General features: G+C 70.6%; 15 protein-coding genes. 3 read left to right on the top strand and 12 right to left on the bottom strand.

Going from position 1 to position 25719, the window contains the following annotated elements:
• Window positions 1-34 precede the first annotated feature (34 nt).
• From OG975_RS34440 to OG975_RS34410, 7 genes are all read right to left on the bottom strand, one after another.
• A complete protein-coding gene (locus OG975_RS34440) occupies window positions 35-751 on the bottom strand; it encodes a glycoside hydrolase family 12 protein (protein WP_406333209.1) in 717 nt (238 codons plus the stop codon).
• Window positions 752-788: 37 nt separating this feature from the next.
• Entirely contained in the window at window positions 789-2993 is a 2205-nt protein-coding gene (locus OG975_RS34435; protein ID WP_406336604.1) for a glycosyl hydrolase family 95 catalytic domain-containing protein, read from the bottom strand.
• A gap of 89 nt (window positions 2994-3082) precedes the next feature.
• Entirely contained in the window at window positions 3083-5119 is a 2037-nt protein-coding gene (locus OG975_RS34430; protein WP_406333208.1) for a beta-galactosidase, read from the bottom strand.
• On the bottom strand, window positions 5119-7338 hold the full coding sequence (locus tag OG975_RS34425; protein ID WP_406333207.1) for a 1,4-beta-glucanase: 2220 nt from the start codon (window positions 7336-7338) through the stop codon (window positions 5119-5121). The genes OG975_RS34430 and OG975_RS34425 overlap by 1 nt, the downstream gene beginning before the upstream one ends.
• Before the next feature lie 288 nt (window positions 7339-7626).
• A complete protein-coding gene (locus tag OG975_RS34420) occupies window positions 7627-8586 on the bottom strand; it encodes a carbohydrate ABC transporter permease (protein ID WP_406333205.1) in 960 nt (319 codons plus the stop codon).
• Window positions 8583-9635, bottom strand: coding sequence for an ABC transporter permease (locus OG975_RS34415; protein ID WP_406333204.1), 1053 nt, complete (start codon window positions 9633-9635; stop codon window positions 8583-8585). Before OG975_RS34415 ends, OG975_RS34420 begins: the two co-directional genes overlap by 4 nt.
• A 26-nt stretch (window positions 9636-9661) precedes the next feature.
• Window positions 9662-11341 (bottom strand): Tat pathway signal sequence domain protein, encoded by a 1680-nt coding sequence (locus OG975_RS34410; protein WP_406333202.1) that lies wholly within the window; start codon window positions 11339-11341, stop codon window positions 9662-9664.
• A gap of 363 nt (window positions 11342-11704) precedes the next feature.
• Between OG975_RS34410 and OG975_RS34405 the strand changes: the two genes are divergently transcribed.
• Window positions 11705-14560, top strand: a complete 2856-nt coding sequence (locus OG975_RS34405; protein ID WP_406333201.1) for a glycoside hydrolase family 3 C-terminal domain-containing protein — start codon at window positions 11705-11707, stop codon at window positions 14558-14560.
• Between the two features lie 190 nt (window positions 14561-14750).
• Here the strand turns inward: OG975_RS34405 and OG975_RS34400 are convergent, their stop codons facing one another.
• The 3 genes from OG975_RS34400 to OG975_RS34390 all read right to left on the bottom strand — a co-directional run bounded on the left by OG975_RS34400 (window position 14751) and on the right by OG975_RS34390 (window position 20555).
• Window positions 14751-16196 (bottom strand): aldehyde dehydrogenase family protein, encoded by a 1446-nt coding sequence (locus OG975_RS34400; RefSeq protein WP_327432102.1) that lies wholly within the window; start codon window positions 16194-16196, stop codon window positions 14751-14753.
• 367 nt (window positions 16197-16563) lie between these two features.
• A complete protein-coding gene (locus tag OG975_RS34395; RefSeq protein ID WP_406333199.1) occupies window positions 16564-18231 on the bottom strand; it encodes a PucR family transcriptional regulator in 1668 nt (555 codons plus the stop codon).
• Window positions 18232-18383: 152 nt separating this feature from the next.
• Window positions 18384-20555, bottom strand: a complete 2172-nt coding sequence (locus tag OG975_RS34390) for an ATP-binding protein (RefSeq protein ID WP_406333197.1) — start codon at window positions 20553-20555, stop codon at window positions 18384-18386.
• A 306-nt stretch (window positions 20556-20861) separates the two neighbouring features.
• Between OG975_RS34390 and gabT the strand changes: the two genes are divergently transcribed.
• The gene (gabT, locus tag OG975_RS34385; protein ID WP_330307640.1) at window positions 20862-22196 is read left to right on the top strand and encodes a 4-aminobutyrate--2-oxoglutarate transaminase; all 1335 of its coding nucleotides are present in this window, start codon (window positions 20862-20864) and stop codon (window positions 22194-22196) included.
• 199 nt (window positions 22197-22395) lie between these two features.
• Window positions 22396-23223 carry a phosphatase PAP2 family protein gene (locus OG975_RS34380; RefSeq protein ID WP_406333196.1) on the top strand — a complete coding sequence of 276 codons (828 nt, stop codon included), beginning with the start codon at window positions 22396-22398 and terminating at the stop codon, window positions 23221-23223.
• Here OG975_RS34380 and OG975_RS34375 read toward each other — a convergent pair.
• Window positions 23162-24979, bottom strand: coding sequence for a chitinase (locus OG975_RS34375; protein WP_406333194.1), 1818 nt, complete (start codon window positions 24977-24979; stop codon window positions 23162-23164). The two genes, OG975_RS34380 and OG975_RS34375, sit on opposite strands and share 62 nt — an antisense overlap.
• 146 nt (window positions 24980-25125) lie before the next feature.
• Window positions 25126-25578, bottom strand: a complete 453-nt coding sequence (locus tag OG975_RS34370) for a hypothetical protein (RefSeq protein ID WP_406333193.1) — start codon at window positions 25576-25578, stop codon at window positions 25126-25128.
• Window positions 25579-25719: the final 141 nt, after the last annotated feature.

The raw sequence follows: 25719 nt of genomic DNA, 5'->3' as shown, positions 1-25719 counted from the left end.
GCGGCTACCGTTCGGCTGCACGGCTACCGTTCGGTCAACTGCTGCTGACCGTCAGGTTGTTGGTGACGAAGTCGAGACCGCCCGAGGACGAGGTGATCTCGAAGCCGAACTGCACGTCACCGATGGTCTCGCTGCTCGACATCCAGCCCTTGGTGTTCGCGATCCACTTCAGGATCGGCAGGATGTTGATGGTGCCGGCCGTGGAGTCCGAGGAGCGCAGGAACGAGAAGACGTCGTTCGCGCCGTTGTTGCCCTTGTAGACGGTCCACGTGTTGCCGTTGAGCGTGAGGGTGCCCTGGGAGGTGCCGAGCGCGCCGACGTTCCCGTTGTAGTTGACCCAGAGCATGGTCTCGTAGTCGTAGTCGGTGTCCCAGATGTCGTACGACGTGTTGTAGTCGCCGGACGACGGAACGGTCACGTTGTACGTGCTGGTGAGGGACGACAGCGACGCGATCGTCTTGCCGACGACCTTCTTGGAGTTGGGGTACGACTTGATGCCGCTCGTGACCGGGTGGTTGGCCCAAACTCCCCAGTTGGTGCCGGAGTTGGCCCAGATGCACTGGCTGCCGGCGCCGGAGCCCCAGATGTTGTTGTAGAGCGTGTACCCGTCGAGGGTGGTGTTGCCCCACTGGTCGCAGGAGCTCCAGACGGCTGCCTGGGCGGGGGCGGAGGCGAGGCCGATGGTCGCACCGAGCGCGAGCGCGGGGGCGATGAGGGCCTTGGTGATCCTGTTCAGAGTGCGACGTGCCATGGTGTCCCTTCCATGGATGGGGGGGATCAGGGGGGTGTTACCGCGGCCCCAGGGTGAGGACGCGGTCTTCGCCGGCGCTCAGGGAGAGCGGTCGCGCGCCGGTGGAAGTCATGAGTTCGATGCGGCAGGTGCGGCCCGGCCGGACCACGGCCGTGGCACCGTCCGGGTTCCACGTGAGGTCGACCTCGGCGCCGAACCTCGTGCGGATACCGCGGAGTTCGCCGCTCGGGTACGCGGCGGGGACCGCGGGCAGGAGGACGAGCCGGTCCGGGGTGGACTGGATCAGCATCTCGATGAGCACGGCCGGGAGCGTGTGGGCGGCGTCCGCGTTGTAGACGTGCCGGTTCGGGTAGTGCCCGCTCATCAGGGAGACGTGGAAGAAGTCCCCGGCCAGGACGTTGTCCAGGGCTCCCGCGACCCGCTCTCCGTCCCTCAGCCGGGCCGCCACCAGGGCGTGGTGGAGGTGGCCGTGCGCGGAGTCGTTCTCGGCGCCGCGCAGTTCGAGCGCGCGATGGGCGGCCGAGGCCAGTTCCGGGGTGTCGTACGGATTGATCTCGTCGAGCGGCCAGACGCCGTAGAGGTGGCTGAGGTGGCGGTGGTCGTAGGTGTCGTCGAGGCCGGGCCAGGCCCACTCGGCCAGCGCGCCCTCGGCGTTGACGCGGTGCGTCGGCAGCCGGTCGGCGAGCGCGCGCCAGCGCTCGGCGTCGGGTCCGGGGTGGTAGTCGGCCGCCGTGCGCAGGGCGTGGCGGGCCGCGGAGAGGTCCATGGCGGCGTTGAGGGTGATCCAGCTCGCGTGGGCGGGACGGTTCTCCGGGGAGTACGACGGCACGATCACGAGGTGTCCGGCGTCGTCGGTCCGGGTGAGGAAGTCCTCGTAGAAGTACGCCACTTCGGCGAGCGCGGCGGCCAGCCGCGGGTCGCGTGCGCCGCGGGTCTCGTCGTGGTCCACAAGCGGCTTCAGGAGCCAGTCGGCGCCGGCGGTCCACGCGTGCAGGGGGTATTCGCGGCTGAGGTGGTAGATGTGCCCGGACTCGCCGTCGGTGTGCGCGGGGGCGACGACTCCCCGTGTGCCGAAGATCGCGCGGGCGTTGTCGCGCCAGTGGGGCAACTGCCCGTGGATCAGGGCGGCATGGGCCTCGGTGACTTCGGGGAGCGCCGCAGCGGCGGCCGACGCGGTCTGGAGATTGAGGTTGGCGTCCGTGGTGAACGCCCCGGACCAGGCGGTGTCCCAGTCGCCGGTCCACAGTCCGGTGAGCCGCGGCGGCAGCGTCCCTGCGGCGGACAGCAGGTGGTAGCGGCCGGCCGCGAAGAGCCGCTCCAGGAGCGCCGGGCTCTTGGGCAGACGGACCAACTCCGAGCCGGGGAGCGCCCGTTCGGTGCCGTCGGCGTGCAGATCGAGGGCGGTTCGGAGGTAGGCGGGGCGGTGGAGGGCGGTGTGGCGGGCGAGGAGGTGGGCGTACGCGGCCTCGGCGGCGTCGGCCTCGGCGGAGGCGCCCGCCTCGGAAGGGGCGCCGGGCAGCAGGGCCCTCAGCTCACGGGCCTCGGCGAGGGCGTCCAGTTCGCCCGTGTGCCGCCGTACGCGGGTGAGCAGGAGCAACGAGCGGGCGCCCTCGACCCGTACTCCGGAGAGCGCGGTACGGGTCCGGCCGCCGGTGACCACGGCGAGGGTGACTCCGGTGTACGCCAGGTCGCTGTCCGGGTAGCGGGCACGCAGGGTCAGCACGGCGCCCTCGGCGGTGAGCACGGCACTGTGTCCCACCGCCAAGTCGCCGGGTGCGCCCGGCAGTCGGTGGTCGAGCGTCACGTCGACGGTGAGGCCGGGTTCGGTGACGTACTGGACCACGACGTCGTCGGCACGTGAGACGAAGACCTCGCTGCGCCACCCACCGTGCTCGGCGCCGACGACTCCGGTGGAGAAGTCGACCTCCCGCCGGTACGCACGCCACTCCGTGGCCGCGCGGCACAGCCGCACCTGGAACGCCGGGTGGAAGGGCTGCACCCACAGCAGCGGCCGCCCGTCGGTGAACTCCTCCCCCGCCGTGACGTCCCCGGCCAGCAACCGGTCCTGTATCTCCGGCAGCCGGTGGGCGAGCGCGGGCGGACGGGCGTCCGCGCTGCCGTTCGGGCGGATCAGGCTGTGATGGTTGACGACAACCCGGTCGTCGTTCGGATCACCGAACACCATGACGCCGTGCGTGCCGTTCCCGCTCAGGAAGGCGTCCTCCCAGCGGGCGGCGGGCATCGACTCCCAGGTGCCGTGAACAGGCTCAGGGACGGGCTCGTACGTGGGCTCGTGCGTGGGCTCCTGAACAGGCGCGTGGACGGGCTCGCTCATGGAGCCGCCTCCAGCACGGCCACCCCGTACCGCCCGAGCTCCACGTCTCCGGTGACGTGCTCGCCGGTCAGCAGGTCGCGATGGCGGCCGGGCACGGGCACGGTGACCGTGTCCCGCCCATGATGGAGCAGGAACAGCAGATCACCGCGGCGTACGGCCTCCACGCCCGCCGGAAGGCCGTCGAGCGGCGGCCGGACGCCCGCACCCTCGGCGATCGAGGCGATCAGCGTCCGCAGCGCGTCGGGCTCGGGCAGGGTGGAGAGGTACCAGGCCCGCCCCTTGCGCAGCACCGCGGGCAGACCGTCGAGCTCGCCGCCCTTGTACGGGACGACGGAGTCGACGTCGTCCGCCGCCTCGATCTCCTCGGACCACAGGGTGCCGCGGAAGCCCTCGGCGTCGGCCTTCTCGTCGGCGTCGAGCGGCCACCACTCGTGGAGCGTCCGGATGCCGAAGAGTTCACGGAGCCGCTCGTCCATGCCGCCGGGGCGCACCCGGTCGTCCTCGTCGGCGACACCGGTGAGGAAGCCGGAGACGAGGGTGCCACCGTCGCGTACGTACGCCACGAGGTTGTCGATCGCCGCGTCGGTCAGGAGATACGACTGCGGTACGACGACGAGCTTGTACGCGGACAGGTCGTGCTCGGGGTGGGCGAAGGACGCGGTGGTGTTCGCCTCCCACAGGGCGCGGTGCCAGGCGCGTACGACGGCCGGGTAGTCGATCTCGGAGGACAGCCGGCCGGCCTGCTGACTCGCCCACCAGGCGTTCCAGTCGAGCAGTACGGCGACATCGCTTCCGCGCACCTGACTGTCTGCCACTTTGGGGCTCAGCAGGGCGAGTTCGGCGCCGATCCGCTTGACCTCCTGGAAGGTGCGGCCTCGCTCCCCCGCGTGGCTGACCATGCCGGAGTGGAACTTCTCCGCGCCCTGCCGGGACTGGCGCCACTGGAAGTAGCAGACGGCGTCGGCGCCGCGGGCCACGGCCTGGAGGGACCAGAGGCGGTTGAGGCCGTGCGGCTTGGGGTGGTTGACGCCGCGCCAGTTGACCGGCCCCGCGGCCTGTTCCATGATCATCCAGGGGCCGCCGCGGGCCTGGGAGCGGGTCATGTCGTGGATCAGCGCGGAGTACTGGCCGCCGAACGGATCGCGCGGGTCCGGATAGATGTCGACCGATACGACATCCTCCCGCTCGGCCCACTCCCAGGCGTCCTGGCCCTGCCAGAACGGCATGAAGTTGCTGGTCACCGGTATGTGCGGGGTGTGCCGGGCGACGATGTCCCGCTCGGCGACGAAGCACTCCATGAGCGCGTCGGAGGTGAAGCGCTTGAAGTCGAGCACCTGGGTGGGGTTGTTCATGTAGTGGGCGTGGCGCGGCGGGAGGACGCCCTCCCAGATGTCGTAGCCCTGGCTCCAGAAGGCCGTGCCCCAGGCGGTGTTGAGGGCGTCGAGTGTCTCGTACTTGTTTTGGAGCCAGCGGCGGAAGGCGGCAGCGGCCGTGTCGCTCCAGTCGAAGGTGCAGTACTCGTTGTTGATGTGCCACATCGTGAGGGCGGGGTGGCCGCCATAGCGGGCGGCGAGGTCCTCGGTGATGGCGGCGGCGTAACGCCGGTAGACGGCGCTGGAGTGGGCGAAGTGCTGGCGGCCGCCCCACCACTCGATCCGGCCGTCCTCGTCGCGGGGCAACGTCTCCGGATGGAGCCGGCCCATCCACGGCGGGGGCGAGGAGGTGGGGGTGGCCAGGACGACGCCGATGCCGTTGTCGTGCAGCAGGTCCATCAGCCGGTCGAGCCAGCCGAACTCCCTTGCCCCTGGGGTGGGTTCGAGCTTGGCCCAGGAGAAGACGCCGACGGTGACGGAGTTGACGCCCGCCTCCTTCATGAGGCGTACGTCCTCATGCCAGGTCTCCTCGGGCCACTGCTCGGGGTTGTAGTCGCCGCCGAAGAGAATGCGGCCGCGGGTGGCGTCGCTCAGGCTCGGTCCCGTGTCGGTGGACGTCAGTCCCTTGTCCGTGGCCGTGGATTCCTTGTCCGTGGGCATCAGACGGACTCCCCGTACTGGATGCCGCGCCCGTTCGTGCCGAGGTACACCCGGCCGTACACGCGCGGGTCGCCGGTGATGACCTCGCCGATCCAGCCCCACTGGTGGGCGTCGTCGTTGATGCGGACCCAGGTCTTGGCCGCGTCGTCGGAGCGGTAGACGGCGGTGATGGTCTCCGTCGCGCCGACCTGGTAGATCGCCGGGTAGTCCGCGCCGTCGGCCGCCTTGCCGAACCCGAGGGTGTACGAGGCCCAGCAGCTGGCGACCTTGGCGAAGCTCGCGCCACCGTCGGTGGACCGGTAGAGCCCGTTCCACTTGACGGAGAGCCACAGGTCACCGGAGCGCCCGGGCGCCGCGACCAGCTTGAACTGGCTGTCGCCGGACGGCAGCCCCTCCGCACGCTTGGTGAAGGAGAGGCCACTGTCAGTGCTGGCGTATAGCGTTCCTGTGTCGGTGTCGTATGCGTAGAAGAGCGTCGGGTCGGCCGGGTCGGCGACCGGCGTGGCGCCCTTCGGGAAGGAGGAGACCTCGGACCAGGTCGCGCCGTTGTCCGTCGAGCGGTGAGCCGCGTACTTCGTGCCGTCCCAGTGCACGAAGGACCACAGCAGCGTACCGCCGTCGGCACTGGTGGCGATCGGCCCCGGTGCGCTCTTGGCGATGTCGGGCTGTCCCGCGAAGGGCGCCCAGGTCTGCCCGCCGTCGTGGGAGTACGCGCCGTTGCCGTTGTCGCCCCAGCCCGCCCGGACGACGTACGACGGCTTGGCCGCGGCCTGCGCGAGTCCCGTCGCCGACCCGAACACGGGGTTCGCCGCCATGCCGCGCGACGGAGACGCCGTGAGCCGCTCGTGGTACATCACGCCGATGTCCCCGAGCCCGCTGAGCAGATGCGCCTCCCCGGCCGGGGGCGAGATCAGCTGGCGCACGGCCGTCTCCTCCAGGCCGCGGATCTGCGGTGCCCAGTTCTTGAGGTCACGGGTGCCGTAGAGGGTCGCGCCGGTCCCGTACACGATGTGCTTCGAGTCGTACGGGTCGACGGCGACCGCCTGGATCCACCAGCCGAACTTGGGCTTGTCGCCACCCCAGTTGAGGAAAGGAGTCTCGGATACGTCGAACACGGCCGCGTCCTTGAGGGACGTCCAGGTACGGCCGCCGTCGGTGGACCGGAAGACGGTGTCGCCGTCGGCCCACCGGCTGTTGGTCGAGACGACGACGGTGCCCGCACGGCAGGCGTCGGTCGCCACGCCCCCGTAGGCGAAGGTGTCCGCCGATCCGTCGGACGTGGTGCCGCCCGGCTTCACGGGGCTCACATCGGTCCACTTGCCGGTGGCGGTGCGCAGCTTGTGCACGCTGCCGTCGGACTGGCCGTTGGGCCCGGGCGCGTTGCCGTACGTCACGTACAGCTCGCGGGTGTGCGTGTCGTACGCGGCGCGGAGCGGGACCTTGGCGGAGGTGCCGGACGGCTGCCCGGGTACGGCCTCCCAGGTCGTGCCGTCGGCCGTGCGGTACAGGTTCGCCGTGCCCGAGGTGCCGTCGCCGTCGCCCCAGCCGGCGTAGACGGTGCGCCCGGCCGCGACCAGGAAGGTGACGCCCTGCCCGGAGGAGCTCGCGGTCGCCGGGAAGCCGCTGACGGCTGCCCACGTGGCACCGCGGTCGGTCGACTTGAGCAGTCCGTCGTGCCGGGTGCCCAGCCACAGGGTGTCGCTGTCGCGCGGGTCGACGAGGAGCCGCTCCCCGGCCCCACGCCCGTCCTCGTTCGCGCCGAGCTTCACCGACAGGTCGGTACGCGTCCAGGTGGCCCCGCGGTCGTCGGAGCGCAGGACCGCGCCGTTGCTCGCCCACGACTGGGCGTAGGTGCCGACGGCGAGGTACAGCCGGTCGGGGTGCGCGGGGTCGACGGCGAGCGCCTCGACGCCGAGGAGGTTCCAGTCGTCCCAGCCCAGGTGGTCGATGAGCGGGGTCCACTGCGCGGTCGCGTTGTCCCAGCGGAAGGCGCCGCCGATATCGGTGCGGGCGTAGACGAGCCCGCGTACGGCCGGGTGGAACAGCACACCGGTGACGAAGCCCGTGCCACCGATGACGGCGTTGCGCCAGCGGTAGGAGGGGGTGGCGGCGGCTTCGGCGGCCTGCGCCTGGGACCCCAGCGCGGGGAGACCGGCGACCGCGGCGACGGCCGCACTCCCGGCAAGGACGGCTCGTCTGCTCAGGCGGGGCGTGCGCATGACATACCTCGTTCTAGGAGGGGAGAGGAGGGGAGCGGCGCCCCATAACGAGCGGCGGGGGACAGCGCCCCTTTTAGGGGCGCGGGGCTGTGACATTTGCGGCTCCGCCGCGTGGGCGCGACCAGCCACAACGGACCCGCAGCTCACAGACGACCGGCGTTTTTGAGGCTCACCCCCGCGGAGTGAACCGTTGAGCCCACCGCGACCGACCGCTGATCAGGAGCAAGTCGGCCGCGGTGGAACAGAGGGGGGCCGCAGCGGGCCGGAGGGATAGACGGCTGACGCCAGTCAGCCCTTCACGGCTCCGGTGAGCATGCCCTTCTTGAAGTGCCGCTGGACGAACGGCGACAGGATCGCGACCGGCAGCAGCGCCATCACCATGACGGCCATCTGGATGGCGAGCGGAGACAGCTGCCCGGTATTGATCTGCGTGGCGAGACCGACCGGCCGTTCCTGCTTCTGCACCAGCTGGATCATGACGTTCTGCAGCGGCATCATGTCCTGGTCGGTGAGGTAGATGGAGGCGTTGAACCAGGCACTCCAGTAGCCGACCGCGTAGAAGAGGGAGATCACCGCGAGCACGGCGCGGGAGAGCGGCATCACGATCTTCCACAGGATGCGCCAGTCGCCGGCGCCGTCGATGCGGGCGCTGTCGATGAGTTCGGGCGAGATGCCCATGAAGAACGACCGCAGCACCAGGATGTTGAAGACGCTCACCGCGCTGGGAAGGATCAGCGCTAGATAGGTGTCGGTCAGCCCCAGGGCCTGCACCAGCAGATAGGTCGGGATGAGACCGGCGCCGAAGAACATCGTGGCGAGCAGCAGCATCAGGAACCAGCGGTGGCCGGTCGATCCGACCCGCGAGAGGCCGTACGCGCACAGCACCGAGACCGCCATGCTGAACAGCGTGCCGATCAGGGTCACGCCGAGGCTGACCATGGCGGCGCGCTGGACCTGGCCGCCGCTGAGCAGTTCCTTGTAGGCGACGAAGGTGATGCCCTTGGGGATCACCACCAGGCCGCCGGCCGCGTCGATGGTCTTCCTCGACTGGAGGCTGGTGACGACGACGATCCACAGGGGGAAGAGGATCGCGAAGGCGGCCAGGGTGAGGGCGAGGCCCTTGCCCGCGAGGCCCGGCTTCGACGGCTCCTCCTCCCAGGGCGGGCGGGGCGGTGCCGCCCAGCGGCTCGGCCTGTCGTCGGGCCTGTTGGCGGGCGTGTTCGCGGCTTTGTCGATGACGGCGGTCATTTCTTGTACACCCCCTGCTCACCCATGAGGTGGGCGACCTTGTTGGCGGTCAGCACGAGCCCCAGGCCGACGATGCCCTTGATGAGCCCGGCGGCAGCGGCGTAGCCGAAGTCCTGGTTACGGATGCCGTTCCACCAGACGTAGGTGTCCAGGACGTCGGAGGCGCCGGGGCCCACCGAGTCGCGCTGGAGCAGCAGTTGCTCGAAGCCGACCGTCAGCGCGTCGCCGACACGGAGGACGAGCAGCAGGGCGATCACCGGGCGCAGGGCGGGCAGCGTGATGTGCCACATCCGCCGCCAGCGCCCGGCACCGTCCATGGCGGCGGCCTCGTACAGATCATTCGATACGGAGGACAGGGCCGCGAGGAAGACGATGATGCCCCAGCCCGCGTCCTTCCAGACGCCCTCGGCCGTCACCAGGAACTTGAAGATCCCGGGGTCGGTCATCAGGTCGATGCCCTTGTGCCCGTGCTGGCGCAGGGTCTGCGCGATGATGCCCGCGCCGCCGAAGATCTGCTGGAAGACCGTGACGACGAGGACCCACGAGAAGAAGTGCGGGAGGTACATGATCGCCTGGGCGACCGCCCGGACCCGGGGCCTGACCACGCTGTTGATGAGCAGCGCGAGCAGGATCGGGATCGGGAAGTAGAGCACCAGCTGGAGGGAGAACAGCACGAAGGTGTTCTGCAGCGCGTGCCAGAAGGCCGAGTCCTCGAAGATCCGCTGGAAGTTCTCGAAGCCGACCCAGGGACTCTCGAACATGGCGACGAAACCGTTGTCGCTCAGGTACGGGTCGTAGTCCTGGAAGGCGACGACGTTACCGAGGACCGGTATGTAATTGAAGACGAGGATCAGCGCGATGGCCGGCAGCGTCATCAGGATCAGGGTGCGGTCGCGTCTGAACCGGAGCCGGAAGCTCAGCTTTCCGGCCCGCTTCCCGGCCCGCTTGCCGGCGGCCTTCGCGGCGGCCCCGCCGGGCGAATCCTCGCCCGACCTCTTCTTACTCGTCTTCGCCTCGGCCCTGCTCCGAGGCACCGTGCTGTGGGACACGGCCTTCTCCTTGCCTCAGCCCTGGGTCACTTGGCCGTGGAGCCGTTGTCGTCGAGCAGCTTCTTGTACCAGGCGCGCAGGTCGTCGCCGCCCTTCTTCTTCCAGTCGGACACCGCCTGCTGCATGTCGCTGATCTTCTTGCGGCCGCGGACGATGTCGTCCTCCAGCTGCTCGAAGTCGTTGGCGAGGTTGGTCCACCGGTTGGGCTCGGTGATGGTGAGCCCGTAGAAGGAGGACTTCTTGGTGAAGGCACCCATGCGCTGCTGCCATTCGACCTGGAGCTTGGCGATCTCGGGCAGGTCGGGGTGGGCGAGGTAGGCGGCCGGGTCGCCGGTGTAGTCGTAGGCGCCGTTGACCTCGTTGGTGCCCTTGGTGGTCTTGGTGGGCAGGCCGTTCTTCAGCGTGTAGTCGGTGCCCTCGACGCCGTAGACCGTGAGCATGTACTCCTTGGTGCCGTACGGCGAGGCGCAGTAGTTGGCGAGCGCGAGGAAGTCCTTGATCTGCTGCTTCGACGCCTTCTTGCTGACGAAGGTGAAGATGCCGGCGGGCTGGGTCGCCCAGAGCGTGGGGTCGCCGCCGTCGGGGCCGAAGATGTCGAACGCGCCCATCTCGAAGTCGGCCTTCTGGGTGCGCTGTTCGGCCGTCGAGCCGTACCAGTAGGACAGGTCGCCGTTGAAGACGAGGGACTGGCCGGCGGTGAAGCGGTTGGACGCGTCGCCCTTGACGGCCTTGGCGTCGGGGTGGACGACGTCGGCGTCGTAGAGCTTGCGCATCCACTCCAGGGCTTCGAGGTACTCGTCGGTCTCGATGCGGTTGACCAGCTTGCCGTCCCGCAGGTCCCACCACAGCGCCTTGTCGCTGCCGTTGAGGACGCCGTAGATGTTGAAGGCCGTCCACTTGAGGTCGTCGCAGGCCCACACCTTCGCCTTGGCGTCGGTGGCCTCCTTCGCCCAGGCGATGAACTCGTCGGGCGTCTTGGGGAGGGTGTAGCCCTTCTTCGCGAAGATGTCCTTGCGGTAGAAGGGCGCGATGTTCGTGACGTACGACGCCGGCATCGGGATCGCGCGCAGCTGGCCGCCGAAGATGGAGCGCTGCCAGGCGTCGGTCGGTACGGCCGCGAGGTTCGGGTAGTCCTTGACCTTGTCGCCGGACAGGTAGGGGCCGAGGTCCGCGAACTTGGCGTTGATGGCGCTGGGTATCTTGCCGTTCAGGTTCCAGCCCGGGACGACCACCACGTCCGGGATGTCGCTGGAGGCGAGGATCGCGCCCAGCTTCTCGTCATAGGTGTTGCCGTCCTGGTTCTGCCAGGTCGTCTTGATGCCGATGGCCTCGTTCATGGCGGTGTAGTACGCGTTGTCGTTGGCCGGCGGGCTGCCCCAGAACGGCGACATGATCTTGAGGTCGCCGCCGCCGCCCAGCTTCTTCGGCACGGACGTCTTCAGCGCGTTCAGGTCGATCGCCTGGGTGAACCCCGCCGCCGACCCGTTCTTCGACGGAAGGTCGGGCGTCACGACGCTCGACGCCACGAACGTCGGAAGGATCTTCTGGGCAGCCTTCCCGGAGGTGGTGCCCTCCTTGTTGCCGTCGTTCCCACCGCCGCAGGCGGCGAGTAGCGGCATCCCGCCCGCCACGGCGGCCGCGGCGACCGCCGTGGAGGCGAGGAAGCTTCTCCGGCTGGGAGCGGAGGTGGCGGAGTTCGGCGTCATTGCGTCAACCCTTCATGGCGCACAGCAGGACACCCGGCGGGGGAGCCGTCGGCTGCGGTGTCTTGAGTGGAACTGGCTGAGCTGAAGCGGTCGTCGGAGGATTACGCCCTCCGAGGAGGACCGTTCGTCTGTCGAAGCGCTTCGATGTTGCTGCGAGGTTAAGTGAACGCTCGGGGGTGCACAAGAGTCGATTCCAAGATTCCTCGGAGGTATCGCGTAACAGAGCGGCTCCGCCTGGCACTTGAAATCACGGTGAGGAAACGGAGTTGTTGCGCCGGGGTGTCTTGACACCCACCCCTCGGTCGAATGAGCATCGAAGCGCTTCGAAAGCGCCCCGTCGCTCCACCGCAAAGGGATCACCACGTGACCGCACAAACGCCGCCTACGCCGCCTTTCCGTGATGCGCGGCTGCCGTTCGCGAAGCGCATCGACGACCTGCTGGCGCGGCTCACGCTCGACGAGCGCATCGCGTTCCTGCACCAGTTCGCGCCCGCCGTCGAGCGGCTCGGCGTCGCCGCCTTCCGCACCGGCCAGGAGGCGCTGCACGGCGTGGCCTGGATGGGCCCGGCAACGGTCTTCCCCCAGGCCGTGGGCCTGGGCGCGACCTGGAACGACGACCTCGTACGCCGTGTCGGCGAGGCCGTCTCGGCCGAGACCCGCGCGATGCGCGCCCGCGACGACCGCGTGGGCCTCAACGTCTGGTCCCCCACGGTCAATCTGCTGCGCCACCCGCTCTGGGGCCGCAACGAGGAGGGCTACTCGGAGGACCCGAAGCTCACCTCCGCCATCGCCACCGCGTACACGCGCGGTCTGCGCGGCGACCACCCGGCGTACTGGCGTACGGCGCCGGTCCTCAAGCACTGGCTCGCGCACAACAACGAGACCGACAGGGACACTTCGTCCTCCTCGGTCCGCCCGCGTGTGCTGCACGAGTACGATCTGCGAGCCTTCCGCGAGACGGTCGAGGCGGGCGCGGTGGCCGGTGTGATGCCCGCGTACAACCTGGTCAACGGCCGCCCCAACCACGTCTCGCCCTATCTGCGCGAGCACCTGCGCGCCTGGACCGACCAGGAGCTGCTGGTCTGCTCGGACGCGGGCGCGCCCTCCAACCTGGTCGACTCCGAGCACTACTTCGACACCCACGAGGAGGCCACCGCGGCCGCGATCCTCGCCGGCGTCGACAGCTTCACCGACCACGGCACGGACAGCTCGAAGATCGTCGAACGCGTCCAGGGTGCCCTGGTCCAGGGACTGCTGAGCGAGGCCGACATCGACGAGGCGGTCCGCCGCCAGCTGGCGATCCGCTTCCGGCTGGGCGAGTTCGACCCGCGGCTGGACCCCTACGCGGACATCACGGCCGCCAAGGACTTCGACACCCCGGCCCACCGCGCCCTCGCCCAGGAGGCGGCGGAGCAGGCGATCGTGCTCCTCAAGAACGACGGCCTGCTGCCGCTCTCCGAAGGCGCCCGTATCGCCGTCGTCGGCCTCCTCGCCGACGAGTGCAAGCTCGACTGGTACAGCGGCACGCTCATCCACCGCTCGACCCCCCTGGAGGGCCTGTACGAGCGCTTCGGCGCCGAGCGCGTGGACTTCGCGGAGGGTGTGGACCGGGTACGCCTGAGGACGTCCTACGGCACGTATCTGTCGGTGCCCGCCGTCGGCGAGGCGGGCGACGAGGTGCGCGGCGCCGAGGGCGCGCTGGACCCGGCGCTCCTCGCGGGGCGCACGGACCTGCCCCCGCTGACCGCCGACGCGGCCGGCACCGAACTGGCGCTGATCGACTGGGGCGAGGGTGTACTGACGCTGCGCGCGCCCGACGGCCGCTATCTCTCGGTCGCCGACGACGGCTATGTCCGTGCCTCCGCCGATCAGCCCGGCGGCTGGGTCGTCCAGGAGACGTTCCACCTGGAACCCTCCGAATCCCACGAGAACGGTCACCTCCTCAAGCACGCAGGGACGGGCAGGTACGTTTCTGTCGCCGCCGACGGCGTAAAGGTTGCCGCCGAGAACGCGGAAATCTTCGAGCTGGAGTTCGCCGAGCGCGGGGAGGACGCGGTCGCCCGCGCGGCCGCCTCCGCCGATGTCGTCCTCGTCGTCGCGGGCAACGACCCGCACATCAACGGCCGCGAGACGGAGGACCGCACCACGCTCCGGCTCCCCGCACACCAGGAGCGCCTGCTGCGCGCCGCCCGCGCCGCGAACCCGAACACCGCACTGGTCCTGGTCTCCGCGTACCCGTACGCGGTGGATCCCGGCGACCTCCCGGCCGTGCTCTGGACCGCACACGGCGGCCAGGCGGCGGGCACCGCCCTGGCCCGCGCCCTCGCCGGCGACGTCTCCCCCGCGGGCCGCCTCCCGCAGACCTGGTACGCCACCGACGACGACCTGCCCGACCTCCTCGACTACGACGTCATCGGGGCCCGCCAGACGTATCTGTACTTCGAGGGCACGCCGCTGTTCCCGTTCGGACACGGCTTGTCGTACACGTCGTTCGCATACGCAGATCTTCACATCCAGCAGCGCGCGGGCGCGCTGGCGGTCTCCTTCACCGTCACCAACACCGGCGGGACGGCCGCCGACGAGGTGGCCCAGCTGTACACCCGCGCCGTCGACCCGTCCGTGCCCCGCCCCCGCCGCGAACTGGCGGCGTACCGCCGGGTCCACCTCGCCCCCGGCGCCTCGACGGAACTCACCTTCGAGCTCCCGCTCTCCGCCTTCGAGTTCTGGGACGTGGCACTCGACCGCCCACGCCTGGAGCCGGGCGCGTACGAGCTGCTGGCCGGCGCGTCCAGCGAGGACGTCCGGCTCCGCGCGACGGTCGAACTCGACGGCGAGCCCGGCGCGCCCCGCCCCGTCCGCGAACGCGGCCTGAACGCGGCCGACTTCGACGAGCAGCGGAACATCGTCATCGTCGACCGTACGAAGGTGTCGGGCGACGCGGTGACACCGGTGGACGGCGAGACGGGCGAACTCGTCTTCCGGGGCTGCGAGTTCGGCGACGGCGTCACGGGGATCAGCGTCGAGGCGGCTGGCGAGGGAGTCGTGGAACTTTCCCTGGACGGTGGCCCGTTGATCACGGAGCTGACCCTGAACGGGACGAAGGGACCGTACGACTACACCACGCTCGACGCGGAGATCACCTCCGTCGCCGCCGTGCACGACGTACACCTCAGGCTGCGCGGCCCGCTGCGGCTCGCGCACGTCGGCTTCTCCGGTTGAGGGTCCGGAGAAGCCGGCACAGGGGTCCGGCACCGGAAGGCATCGGTGCCGGGCCCCTTCGAGGAGACCTTAGCTGAAAACGATTGTCACAAGCTACAGCGTCTTTTCGGACAGGCTCGAAGACTCGAATACGCCGACGGCCGGAGCCCCCGCACAGTGGGCTCCGGCCGTCGGCTTGAGTGGGGTCGGGTCAGAGGGCGAGGCCCGTGAGCACCAGCACCCGCTCGTAGGTGTAGTCGTCCATCGCGAACTTCACGCCCTCGCGGCCGACGCCGGACTGCTTCACACCGCCGTACGGCATCTGGTCCGCGCGGTAGGAGGGCACGTCGCCGACCACGACGCCGCCGACCTCGAGCGCGCGGTGGGCGCGGAAGGCGACCTGGAGGTCGTGGGTGAACACGCCCGCCTGGAGGCCGTACTTGGAGGAGTTGACGGCTGCGAAGGCCTCGGCCTCGCCGTCCACCTTCTGCACGGTGAGGACGGGCCCGAAGACCTCCTCGCAGGAGACGGTGACGTCGGCCGGTACGTCGGCGAGGACGGTCGGCGCGTAGGAGGCACCGTCCCGCTTGCCACCGGCGAGCAGCGCGGCACCGGCCTGGACGGCCTCGTCGACCCACGACTCGACGCGCTTGGCGGCGTCCTCGCTGACCAGCGGGCCGACGTCCGTCGTGGCGTCGGACGGGTCACCGGTGACCTGGGCCTCGACGGCGGCGACGATACGGGGCAGCAGGCGCTCGTAGACGGAGGCGTCGGCGATCACGCGCTGCACGGAGATGCAGGACTGGCCGCCCTGGTAGTTGGAGAAGGTCGCGATGCGCGTCGCGGCCCAGTCCAGGTCCTCGTCGCTCGCGAAGTCGGCCAGCACGACGGCCGCGCCGTTGCCGCCCAGCTCCAGGGTGCAGTGCTTGCGCGGCACCGAGTCCATGATCGCGTAACCGACCTTCTCGGACCCGGTGAAGGAGATGACGGGCAGCCGCTCGTCCTGCACGAGGGCGGGCATCCGCTCGTTGGCGACGGGCAGGATGCTCCACGACCCGGCGGGCAGCTCGGTCTCGGCGAGCAGGTCGCCGATGATGAGGCCCGACAGCGGGGTCGCGGGCGCGGGCTTCAGGATGATCGGCGCGCCGGCGGCGATGGCCGGGGCGATCTTGTGGGCGCAGAGGTTCAGCGGGAAGTTGAACGGCGCAATGCCGAGGACGACACCCTTCGGGAACCGCCGGGTGAGGGCGAGCCGCCCCTGGCCGCCGAGGTCGGTGTCGAGGCGCTGTGCCTCGCCGCCGTTGAACCGGCGGGCTTCCTCCGCGGCGAACCGGAACACGGACACCGCACGGCCGACCTCGCCGCGGGCCCACTTGATCGGCTTGCCGTTCTCGGCGGAGATGAGCTGCGCGATCTCCTCGGTGCGCTCGGCCAGGCGCTTGCTCACGTGGTCGAGGGCGGCGGCGCGGACGTGGGCCGGGGTGGCGGCGAACTCGTCCCGTACGGCGTACGCGGCGGCCACGGCCTCCTCGACCTGCGCGTCGGTCGGCACGCTGACCTGGCCGACGAGGCGACCGTCCCACGGCGAGGTGACGTCGAACGTGGTCTCACCGGTGGCCTGGCGGCCGGCGAGCCAGAAAGCGTGGGTGGAGGTCATGTGCGAGTCCGGCCCTTCCGCGTTGGGGGTGTTGTTCGTGGTTTTCCTGTTCAACGGTAGGGCCGCGGCGCCCGTGGGGCGTTTGTCCGAGTCGTAGCAGTCGGTACGGGGGGTACGCCGCTTTGGCCATCCCGGGGGCTCCGCCCCCAGCCCCCTGGGTTGTGTGTCGGCCGCGGGTGGGTGGGGGCTGGTCGCGCAGTTCCCCGCGCCCCTTAAAGGAACCCGGGGTGGACCGGCGTGTTTTTAGGGGCGCGGGGAACTGCGCGACCAGCCCCCACGCACCCGCAGCCGGCCAACAACTCACGGGGTCGAAGGGGCGGAGCCCCTGGGGATGGGACGGGTAGGGGCGGCGGGGGCGAGGAAACCCCTACTCCCCCGCCGCGGAAGTAGCCTTCAGCGCCAGCCAGAGTTCCATGCGCACATCCGGGTCATCCAGCGACCGCCCAAGGATCTCCTCGACCCTCCGCATCCGATACCGAAGCGTGTGCCGATGCACACCAAGATCGGCTGCGGCGGCGTCCCACTGACCGTGCCGGGACAGCCACGCCCGCAACGAGGCCACCAGATCCCCCCGCCCAGTCGCGTCATGCTCGTGCAACGCCCGCAGCAACCCGTCCGCGAACGCCCGCACAGCGTCATCCGCCAGCAACGGCAACACGGACCCCGCGGCCAGCTCCTCATGCTCGACAAGGAACCGCCCCCGCCGCCGAGCCACGGACAACGCCTGCTCGGCCTGCTTGTAGGCGGCCGCCGCGGCGATCGGCCCGGCCGGCGCCGACAGCCCCACCACCAGCTCGTCCTCGTCCCCGGCGGGCTGCTCCCGCACGGCCGCCCGCGCGGCCTCCAGAGCCACCGCGTACTCCCCGCACGCGGAAACCGCCGCACCCCCGTCCACCGCGAGCACGACAAGCCGCTCCCCGTCGGGCACGACCAGCACGGACTCACCGGCGCGCGCGGCGGCGGACTCGACGACCTCGGCGAGCCCGCCGAGCGGGTCACCGTTGGTGTCGGGCACGGCGACGGCGGCAGCGGAGGGTGCCTTCGCGGCCACGCGCGCGTGCCCGTCGGCGTGCGCCCGCGCGGCCGACGCGGACGCCGACTCGGCGAGGATCAGCCGGAACGGAGCGTCCAGCAGCTCCCCGTACAGCTCCCCGGCGACGGTCCTGGCATGGTCGGGCTCCCCGGCGAGCAGCATGCGCAGCACAGCCGCACCGATCCGCTGCTCGGCCGCCTGCAACGACCGCGACCGCTCCGTGGTGAGCGTCAGCAGGGCAATGGCCGAGTGCACGGCGTACCGCTCGGCGGTCCCCAGGGCGGCCGCCGTCCCCACGGCGAGCGCGGCGCGCGGCCGGCGCCCGGTGCCGAGGGAGTGCAGTTCCACCCGGTCTTCCCGGTCTTCGCCGCCCACGACGGAGCTGGCCGGCGCGGGCCGCTCCCGCAGCCGTTCCACGTCCGGCGTGAGCCGCGCGGCCCGCCGCCCCGCCCAGTCGGGCGCGGTGGCGACGACGGCGCCGGACGCGTCGTACAGCGCCGCCCACCCGTCGACCTGCCCGGCGAGCGAGGCGAGCAGCCCCTCGGGCCCGTCGTTCAGCGCCTTCTTGGTGAGCTCGCGCTGCGCGGCGAACCCCGCGGTGACGGCCCGGTACTGATCCGCGGCGATGGCGGCCGAGACGGCCTTGCTGATGGCGAGGAAGGGGGTGCGCCGCGGCACTTCCAGCAGCGGCAGCCCTTCCTCCTCCGCCGCGTCGAGGAGCGCCTTCGGGATCTCGTCGTAGTTGACCCCGACAGCGAAGCCGAGCCCGACCACCCCCGCTCCCACCAGCCGCTTCACATAGCGGCGCATGACCTCGGGATCCTCCGCGTCCAGCTTGAGCGCGGTGATCAGCAGCAGTTCCCCGCCCTCCATGTAGGGCACGGGGTCGGCGAGCTCGCTGACGTGCGCCCAGCGGACGGGCACGTCCAGACGGTCCTCGCCCGCACGCACGGTCAGCTTGAGCGCGGAGTGGTGGACGAGCGAGGCGAGCGTGGGGGGCATGAGGCCTTCATGTCTGTGTGATCTTGGTGATCTTTTGGCCGCGACGTATGAACGACCTGTGTCAATTCTGCCTCACCGTACGGTCACCGGGTGACCTCATGCCCATACGTCCAGCTCAGCCCCGTACATCCGGCCCGTACGTCACGTCCCGCTCAGCCCCGCAGATCCACCAGCAACGGCGGCGCGTGCTCCCCCTTCACATTGGTCAGCGACAGCACCGCGTGCCCCGGCGGCACCCCGTGCGCCAGCTCGGACGCCGACCACCGCTCCCGCTCGACCTGCCGCACGGTGACGGCACGGGCGGTCGGCGCCCGGCCGGTGATCACCCGTCGCAGCACGTGCAGCGCCTTGCCCGCCGGGGTCTCCGCGATGATCTGCCGGTCGGTGACGTCCCGCGCCTCGGTCCACTCCTTGCCCCAGACCTCGGCGAAGTCCTGCCCGTCCCAGGGGGTGAGCCCGGACAGCGCCATACGGCACCCGATGGAGCCGAGCAGCGGGCTGCGCAGCGGCCGGGGCGCGTCGTCGAGCGTGCGGAGCGTGAGCACGGCCCCCGCGTTCCCGGAGCGCAGCCGCTGAATCCCCCGTACGGCCTCGGGTGTGACGACCCCGGTCGCGTCGTCGAGCACCAGACAGGCGAACAGCGACCGGTCCTCCCGCACGGCGACACTCGCCGTGAACTGTGCGAGCACCAGCCGGGCGAGGATCCGTGAGGCGTCGGCGTGCCCGCGCGCGGGCAGGTCGATCCGTACGCGCACCGGATGGTCGAGGGCGCGCAGCGAGAAGGGCCGCGACTGCCCGGAGGTGTCGAAGAATCCGGCGAACGCGGGCCGGTCGAGCAGGGCGACCCGGTCGGCCAGCACGCTGCCGACATCCCCGGGGTGCCCCAACTGCCGCTCCCGCGCGTCGAGTTCCCGTAGCAGCGACTCCTGCCCGGTGTCCTCCAGGGCCTTGCGCAGCGCGCCGAGCGGTCCGGGTGTGCCGTCGAGGAGCTGCCGCAGCTCGGGCACGGACGGGAAGCGGCCGTGGACGGCCTTGAAAGGCCCCAGCAGCTGGGCGAGCACGGTGGTCGACCGGCGGCTGTCGCCTCCGGGGTGCGGATCGGCGAGGTCCCCGACGAGCGCCTCGGCGAGCACGGCCGCGGCTTCGTCGGGGTCGGTGGTCCCGCCGTACAGGTCGAGGTCGTACACGGATTCGGGATTCCCGATCCGTACGACGACGTCGTACGCGTCGACGGGCCCGAGCCCGGCGCCCGCGGCACCCACCACGACGACGGCGGCCCGCCCGGCCAGCGCGTGCAGGCACAGCGACTCGGCGAGCGGCCAGACGACGCCACCGGTCTTGCCGGAGCCGGGAGGCCCGACAGCGAGGAGCGAGGTTCCCAGCAGATCGGGGCCGAGGGCGAGCCCGGTGCCGCGGTAGGCGTACGGATTGCGCGGATCGTCTGCGGTCGTCCCGAGCCGCACCTGTCCGGTGACAAGGTCGTGCCGGGCGAGCCGACCGGGCAGGTCCCGGTCCCCCGAGGGGTGCAGACAGGCGGCGGCCCCGTCCTTCAGCACGGCTCCGGTGAATGTGGCGAGACTGTGCCGCCCGCTCCGTACGCCCTGCCAGGCCCGCGCGATCCGGGCGTGGTCGACATCGCGCATCAGCCCGGCGCGGGCCTCGACGGCGAGCCGTTCGGCGGCGTCACCCGCACCGGCGGCGCGGAGCTCGTTCCACTGCGCGGGGTCGTCCTCGGGGGCGGGCGCGCGCTCACTCACGGGCGCGGCGCGCTGCCAGGCCGGCAGCCCATAACGCCGCCACACTTCCCCCCAACGGCCCAACCGCCCGACCCCGATCATGATGACGAGGGCGATCAGCGTGTAGTAGCCGTACCAGAGGAACGCGTTCCCGACCTGGTCGCCGCTGTGGCGCCAGGAATCGGGCGTGAACAGTTCCAGCGGCAGCACCCACCAGCCGCCCAGATACCCGTTCCAGAGCAGCGACCAGATCAGCCACCCCACCAGGAAGGCGATGACCGCCCCGCTCAGCAGCTGCCGGGCCGGAATCTGCTCGGGCTCCTCCTCCGGCCGCGGCCGGTGCCCGAACCGCCACACCCCGAGCGCCGCCTCGGGCCGCGAAGCACGCACCCACGCCAGAAAGGCGGACCCGTCCGGAAGCGGCGGCATTCCAGGTGCCCGCGCGGGCCGGGGCGGCGCGCCCGGCACCGTGGGCACGCCCGGCGGCACCGCCCTGTCCGACGGCCCCGGCACGTCCGGCGGCCCCGCCGGACGCGGCACAGGATTGGCATGCGTACCCCGCGCGTCCTGCGTCCCGTCGCTGTCCATCGCCCTTGCCCCCTGACCAGCCGCTCCGTGCGTCGTCCGTGGGCCAATCTAGTGCCCCCCGCAGGGCGAGTTCACCGTTCACCGGGCCAGGCCTGCGGCGATACACGGCCGCCGGGCTCCCCGCCGCTCTATGTCCACCGCGGACAAGCGAATTCCGCGACGACTCCCACATGGAGCATGCCGACCCCCCGCCTCCGGCCCTAGCCTGCGAAGAAAGAAGGCAAGCGTCCGAAAACACCCCCGCCCGGAGAACCCCGTCCGCCGGGGCCGTCCGGGGCGCAGGATCAGATCATCAGGGAGCCCCTCATGACCGCACTTCCGCAGGAGCGCCGCGTCGTCACCGCCATCCCCGGCCCGAAGTCGCAGGAGCTGCAGGCCCGCCGTACCGCCGTGGTGGCGGCCGGTGTGGGCTCGGTGCTCCCCGTCTTCACCACGCGCGCCGGCGGCGGCATCATCGAGGACGTCGACGGCAACCGCCTGATCGACTTCGGCTCCGGCATCGCGGTGACGTCCGTCGGCGCCTCCGCCGAGGCCGTCGTACGCCGGGCGAGCGCCCAGCTCCAGGACTTCACCCACACCTGTTTCATGGTCACGCCGTACGAGGGTTACGTCGCCGTCGCCGAGGCGCTGGCCGAGCTCACGCCGGGTGACCACGCCAAGAAGTCGGCCCTGTTCAACTCGGGCGCCGAGGCCGTCGAGAACGCCGTCAAGATCGCCCGTGCGTACACCAAGCGCCAGGCCGTCGTCGTCTTCGACCACGGCTACCACGGCCGTACGAACCTGACGATGGCGCTGACCTCCAAGAACATGCCGTACAAGAACGGCTTCGGCCCGTTCGCGCCCGAGGTCTACCGGGTGCCGGTGGCGTACGGCTACCGCTGGCTGACCGGTCCGGAGAACGCCGGTGCCGAGGCGTCCGCCCAGGCCATCGACATGATCAACAAGCAGATCGGCGCGGACAACGTCGCCGCGATCATCATCGAGCCGCTGCTCGGCGAGGGCGGCTTCATCGAGCCCGCGAAGGGCTTCCTTCCGGCCATCAGCAAGTTCGCCAAGGACAACGGCATCGTCTTCGTCGCGGACGAGATCCAGTCCGGCTTCTGCCGCACCGGCCAGTGGTTCGCCTGCGAGGACGAGGGCATCGTCCCGGACCTGATCACCACCGCCAAGGGCATCGCGGGCGGTCTGCCGCTCGCCGCCGTCACCGGCCGCGCCGAGATCATGGACGCCGCGCACGCGGGCGGCCTGGGCGGCACGTACGGCGGCAACCCGGTGGCCTGCGCGGGTGCGCTCGGCGCCATCGAGACGATGAAGGAGCTCGACCTCAACGCCAAGGCGAAGAACATCGAGACGGTCATGAAGGCCCGCCTCGGTGCCATGGCCGAGAAGTTCGACATCATCGGCGACGTCCGCGGCCGTGGCGCGATGATCGCGATCGAGCTGGTCAAGGACCGCGACACCAAGGAGCCGAACGCCGAGGCCGCCGGCGCGCTCGCCAAGGCCTGCCACCAGGAGGGCCTGCTGGTCCTGACCTGTGGCACCTATGGCAACGTCCTCCGCTTCCTGCCCCCGCTGGTCATCGGCGAGGACCTCCTGAACGAGGGCCTCGACATCATCGAGCAGGCCTTCGCCCGCATCTGACGTCCCACCCGCCCCAGCACCGGAACCGGGCCCGCCGCTCACGCGGATTCCGCTTGGTTCCGGTGGTGGGGCGGCCGTCGTCAGAGCGTGTGAAGAAGGTGTGCGAGGTGCATGACGGGACGCGATTCCGCCTGTCGGAGCCCCACACCCTGCCGTAGGTTCTACCCAGATGAGAGATACACCCCGCCCACAGGGGACTGTGGGTGACACCGGGTCGAGGCCTCCCCAGCTTCGCCCTGGTCGTGCCCTCGCGCACACACCCGGAGCTTCCGGCTCCGGATCTCCTCACCGATCGGACAGTCGCCCGCCCCAAACCCCCCGGGGCGCGCGGCATTCCGATCTGGACGGCCGTCTCGGAACTACCCCCCCTGTTCCGGGGCGGCCGACCTTCCTCCTCCTCGGCCTTCCGGCCCTCCTCTTCGCGCTGATCACCTGGCAGGTCGCGGCCCACGGCCCCCTCGCCCGCGCGGACGAACACCTCAGCCGCTCGCTGGTCCATCCGAGCCGGTTCTACGAACTCCTGGCCGACCTCGGCAACATCACTGTCGCCGTCCCGGTCCTCGCCGTCGCCCTCGCGTACGCCGCCGTCCGCGCCCACCGGGCGGGCACGGACCGCTGGTGGCTGCCGTCCACGGCCGCGGCGGTCCTGATGGCGGCCGTCCCGGCACTGATCGTGCCCCTCAAGGAACTCGTCGCCCGCCCCGGCCCCCCGGTCATGGGCCCGGGCACGGGCTTCTACCCTTCGGGCCACACCGCGGCCGCCGCCATCGCGTACGGCGCCGCGACCCTGCTCCTCCTCCCCTGGCTGCGTACGGGGCACGCCCGCCGGGGGCTGGTCATCATCTGCCTCCTCCTCAACGCCCTCGTCGCCTTCGGCCTGATCCGGCGCGGCTACCACTGGCCACTGGACGTGGTGGCCAGTTGGTGCCTCTGCGCGGTGCTGCTGTCCTCGCTGTGGCTCTTCCTCAGCCGAAGTACCCGTCGAAGTTCTTCTGGAACTCCCAGTTCGAGTACCGGTCCCAGTTGACCGACCACGTCATCAGGCCGCGCAGACCGGGCCAGGTGCCATGGGTCGCGTACGAGCCGCAGTTGATCTTCTTGGTCAGGCAGTCCAGGGCCTTGTCGACCTCGGACGGTGATACGTAGCCGTTGCCCGCGTTCGTCGAGGCCGGCATGCCGATGGCGATCTGGTCGGGGCGCAGTGGCGGGAAGACGTTGTTCGCGTCGCCCGCCACCGGGAAGCCGGTCAGGAGCATGTCGGTCATGGCGATGTGGAAGTCGGCGCCTCCCATGGAGTGGTACTGGTTGTCGAGGCCCATGATCGAGCCGGAGTTGTAGTCCTGGACGTGCAGGAGGGTCAGGTCGTCGCGCAGGGCGTAGATGACCGGGAGGTACGCGCCCGCGCGCGGGTCCTGGCCGCCCCACTTGCCCGTGCCGTAGTACTGGTAGCCGAGCTGGACGAAGAAGGTCTCCGGGGCCATGGTCAGGACGAACTTCGAGCCGTACTTGGCCTTCAGGGTCTTCAGTGCCGAGATGAGGTTGACGATCACCGGTGTGGTCGGGCTCTTGAAGTTGGTGTCGCTCGCGTCCAGGGAGAGCGAGTGGCCCTCGAAGTCGATGTCCAGGCCGTCCAGGCCGTAGGTGTCGATGATCTTCGAGACCGAGGAGACGAAGGTGTCGCGGGCGGCCGTCGTGGTGAGCTGCACCTGGCCGTTCTGGCCGCCGATGGAGATCAGGACCTTCTTGCCCGCCGCCTGCTTCGCCTTGATCGCCGCCTTGAAGTCGGCGTCGCTCTCGACCGTCGGGCACTCGGTGACGGGGCAGCGGGTGAAGCGGATGTCGCCCGAGGTGGTGGAGGTCGGTTCGCCGAAGGCCAGGTCGATGACGTCCCAGCTGTCGGGCACGTCGGCCATGCGGGTGTAGCCGGCGCCGTTCGCGAAGCTGGCATGGAGGTAGCCGACCAGGGCGTGAGTGGGGAGGTCGGTCGAGCCGCCCGAGCCCGCTGACGTCGTCGCGGTCACCGTCGCCGACTTGGCGGACTCGCCCGCGTCGTTCGTCGCGGCGACCTGGAAGGAGTACGCCGTCGAGGGCGAGAGTCCGCTCACCGTTGCCGAAGTCCCGGTGGCTGTCTGGACTTTGACGCCGTCACGGTAGATGGCGTAGCCCGTCGCGCCGGTCACCGCGGACCACGAGAGCGCGACGCTGGAGGAGGTGACCGCGCCGGCCGTCAGGCCGGTGGGCGCGGCCGGGGGCTGGCCCGCGTCGACGCCGGGGCCGGTCAGGGAGACATCGTCGGCGTAGTAGGTGCCGGTGCCGTACCAGCCGTGCGTGTAGATCGTGACCTTGGAGGTGGACGCGCCGGTGCGGAAGGTGGTGGTGAGCTGCTGCCAGTCGGTCGCGGACTGGGTCCAGGTGGAGACGTCGGTCGTGCCGGTGCCGCTCGCGCCGAGGTAGACGTAGCTGCCCCGGACGTAGCCGGAGAGGGTGTACTGGGAGTCGGGTTTGACGGTCACCGTTTGGGAGCACTGCGCGTAGTCGCTGCCGGCCGGGGTCGCCTTCAGCGCGGAACTGCCGCTCCGTACAGGTGAATTGACGGTACTGGCCGCCGTGCAGGTCCAGCTGTCCAGGCCCGATTCGAACCCGCCGTTCTTGGCGAGGTCCGCGTCGGCCGCACGGGCGGCCGACGAGAGCGCGGCAAGGCCGGGTACGGCCAGGACGGTGGCCGTGCACACGGCGAGAAGCCTTCGACGGACGAATGGTCTGTTGCGTCTGACGCGATCCACAACTGCCTCCGGGCATGGGGGAATCAGGAGGGTGGAACGCGCCCAACTTGGTCCAGACCAATTCTGTTGTCAAGACCTGTGCCAGTGACGAGACCTCTGGAACGCACGAGACCGATGACAGATGCCGGGGTCCCGCCCCGCCACGGCTATCGGTCCTCGTTCCCGGCGAGACCCGCCGCCGCCTCATGCATGGCCAGTTCGAGCAGTGCCGGATCGGTGAGCGTGCCCGAGCCGTCCGGCGGGATCAGCCAGCGGACCTCACCGGTCGACCTTCCCGGGTACGGCACCACGATCCACGTACCGCGCCCCGCTGTGCGCACCCCCGTACCGAGCCACCGGGCCGCGGTGCCCGCGGGCACGAAGAAACCCATCCGGGCGTCCCCGAAGTCGACGAGCACGGGCCCGAGTTGGTCGATCACCCGGGTCAGCACGTCGAGCGTCGGATAGCCGAGCTCGCCCGGCAGGATGAGTACGTCCCAGGCCTTGCCCGCCGGCAGCAGCGCCACCCCGAGGGGATTGCGCTCCCACTCCCACCGACAGGCCTCGGGATCCGGGGCTACGGATGCCAGCCACTCGACCGCCGTCTTAGCCCCTGTCATGGCGGAACCTCCCTTTCTCGTGTCGACGCTGGTCGCGCCACAGGGGAGAGGGAGGTTCGGGCCGGGCATTACGCGGGTTCGGCTACTTGTTGGTAGTGAGCCAGGTCACACTGAATGAGCGGGGCGCACGCCTCTGGATCA

Origin of the sequence: Streptomyces sp. NBC_00203, assembly GCF_045206325.1 — a bacterium.
Lineage (GTDB): Bacteria > Actinomycetota > Actinomycetes > Streptomycetales > Streptomycetaceae > Streptomyces > Streptomyces lutosisoli.
Note: the sequence above shows the minus strand (reverse complement) of the source record. Positions and strands in the feature narration are given on the sequence as shown.

Excerpts from the sequence above, each read along its gene's own strand:
- OG975_RS34440 (WP_406333209.1), bottom strand. The coding sequence starts at position 751 with ATGGCACGTCGCACTCTGAACAGGATCACCAAGGCCCTCATCGCCCCC.
- OG975_RS34435 (WP_406336604.1), bottom strand. The coding sequence starts at position 2,993 with ATGCCCGCCGCCCGCTGGGAGGACGCCTTCCTGAGCGGGAACGGCACG.
- OG975_RS34430 (WP_406333208.1), bottom strand. The coding sequence starts at position 5,119 with ATGCCCACGGACAAGGAATCCACGGCCACGGACAAGGGACTGACGTCC.
- OG975_RS34425 (WP_406333207.1), bottom strand. The coding sequence starts at position 7,338 with ATGCGCACGCCCCGCCTGAGCAGACGAGCCGTCCTTGCCGGGAGTGCG.
- OG975_RS34420 (WP_406333205.1), bottom strand. The coding sequence starts at position 8,586 with ATGACCGCCGTCATCGACAAAGCCGCGAACACGCCCGCCAACAGGCCC.
- OG975_RS34410 (WP_406333202.1), bottom strand. The coding sequence starts at position 11,341 with ATGACGCCGAACTCCGCCACCTCCGCTCCCAGCCGGAGAAGCTTCCTC.
- OG975_RS34400 (WP_327432102.1), bottom strand. The coding sequence starts at position 16,196 with ATGACCTCCACCCACGCTTTCTGGCTCGCCGGCCGCCAGGCCACCGGT.
- OG975_RS34395 (WP_406333199.1), bottom strand. The coding sequence starts at position 18,231 with ATGCCCCCCACGCTCGCCTCGCTCGTCCACCACTCCGCGCTCAAGCTG.
- OG975_RS34390 (WP_406333197.1), bottom strand. The coding sequence starts at position 20,555 with ATGGACAGCGACGGGACGCAGGACGCGCGGGGTACGCATGCCAATCCT.
- gabT (WP_330307640.1), top strand. The coding sequence starts at position 20,862 with ATGACCGCACTTCCGCAGGAGCGCCGCGTCGTCACCGCCATCCCCGGC.
- OG975_RS34370 (WP_406333193.1), bottom strand. The coding sequence starts at position 25,578 with ATGACAGGGGCTAAGACGGCGGTCGAGTGGCTGGCATCCGTAGCCCCG.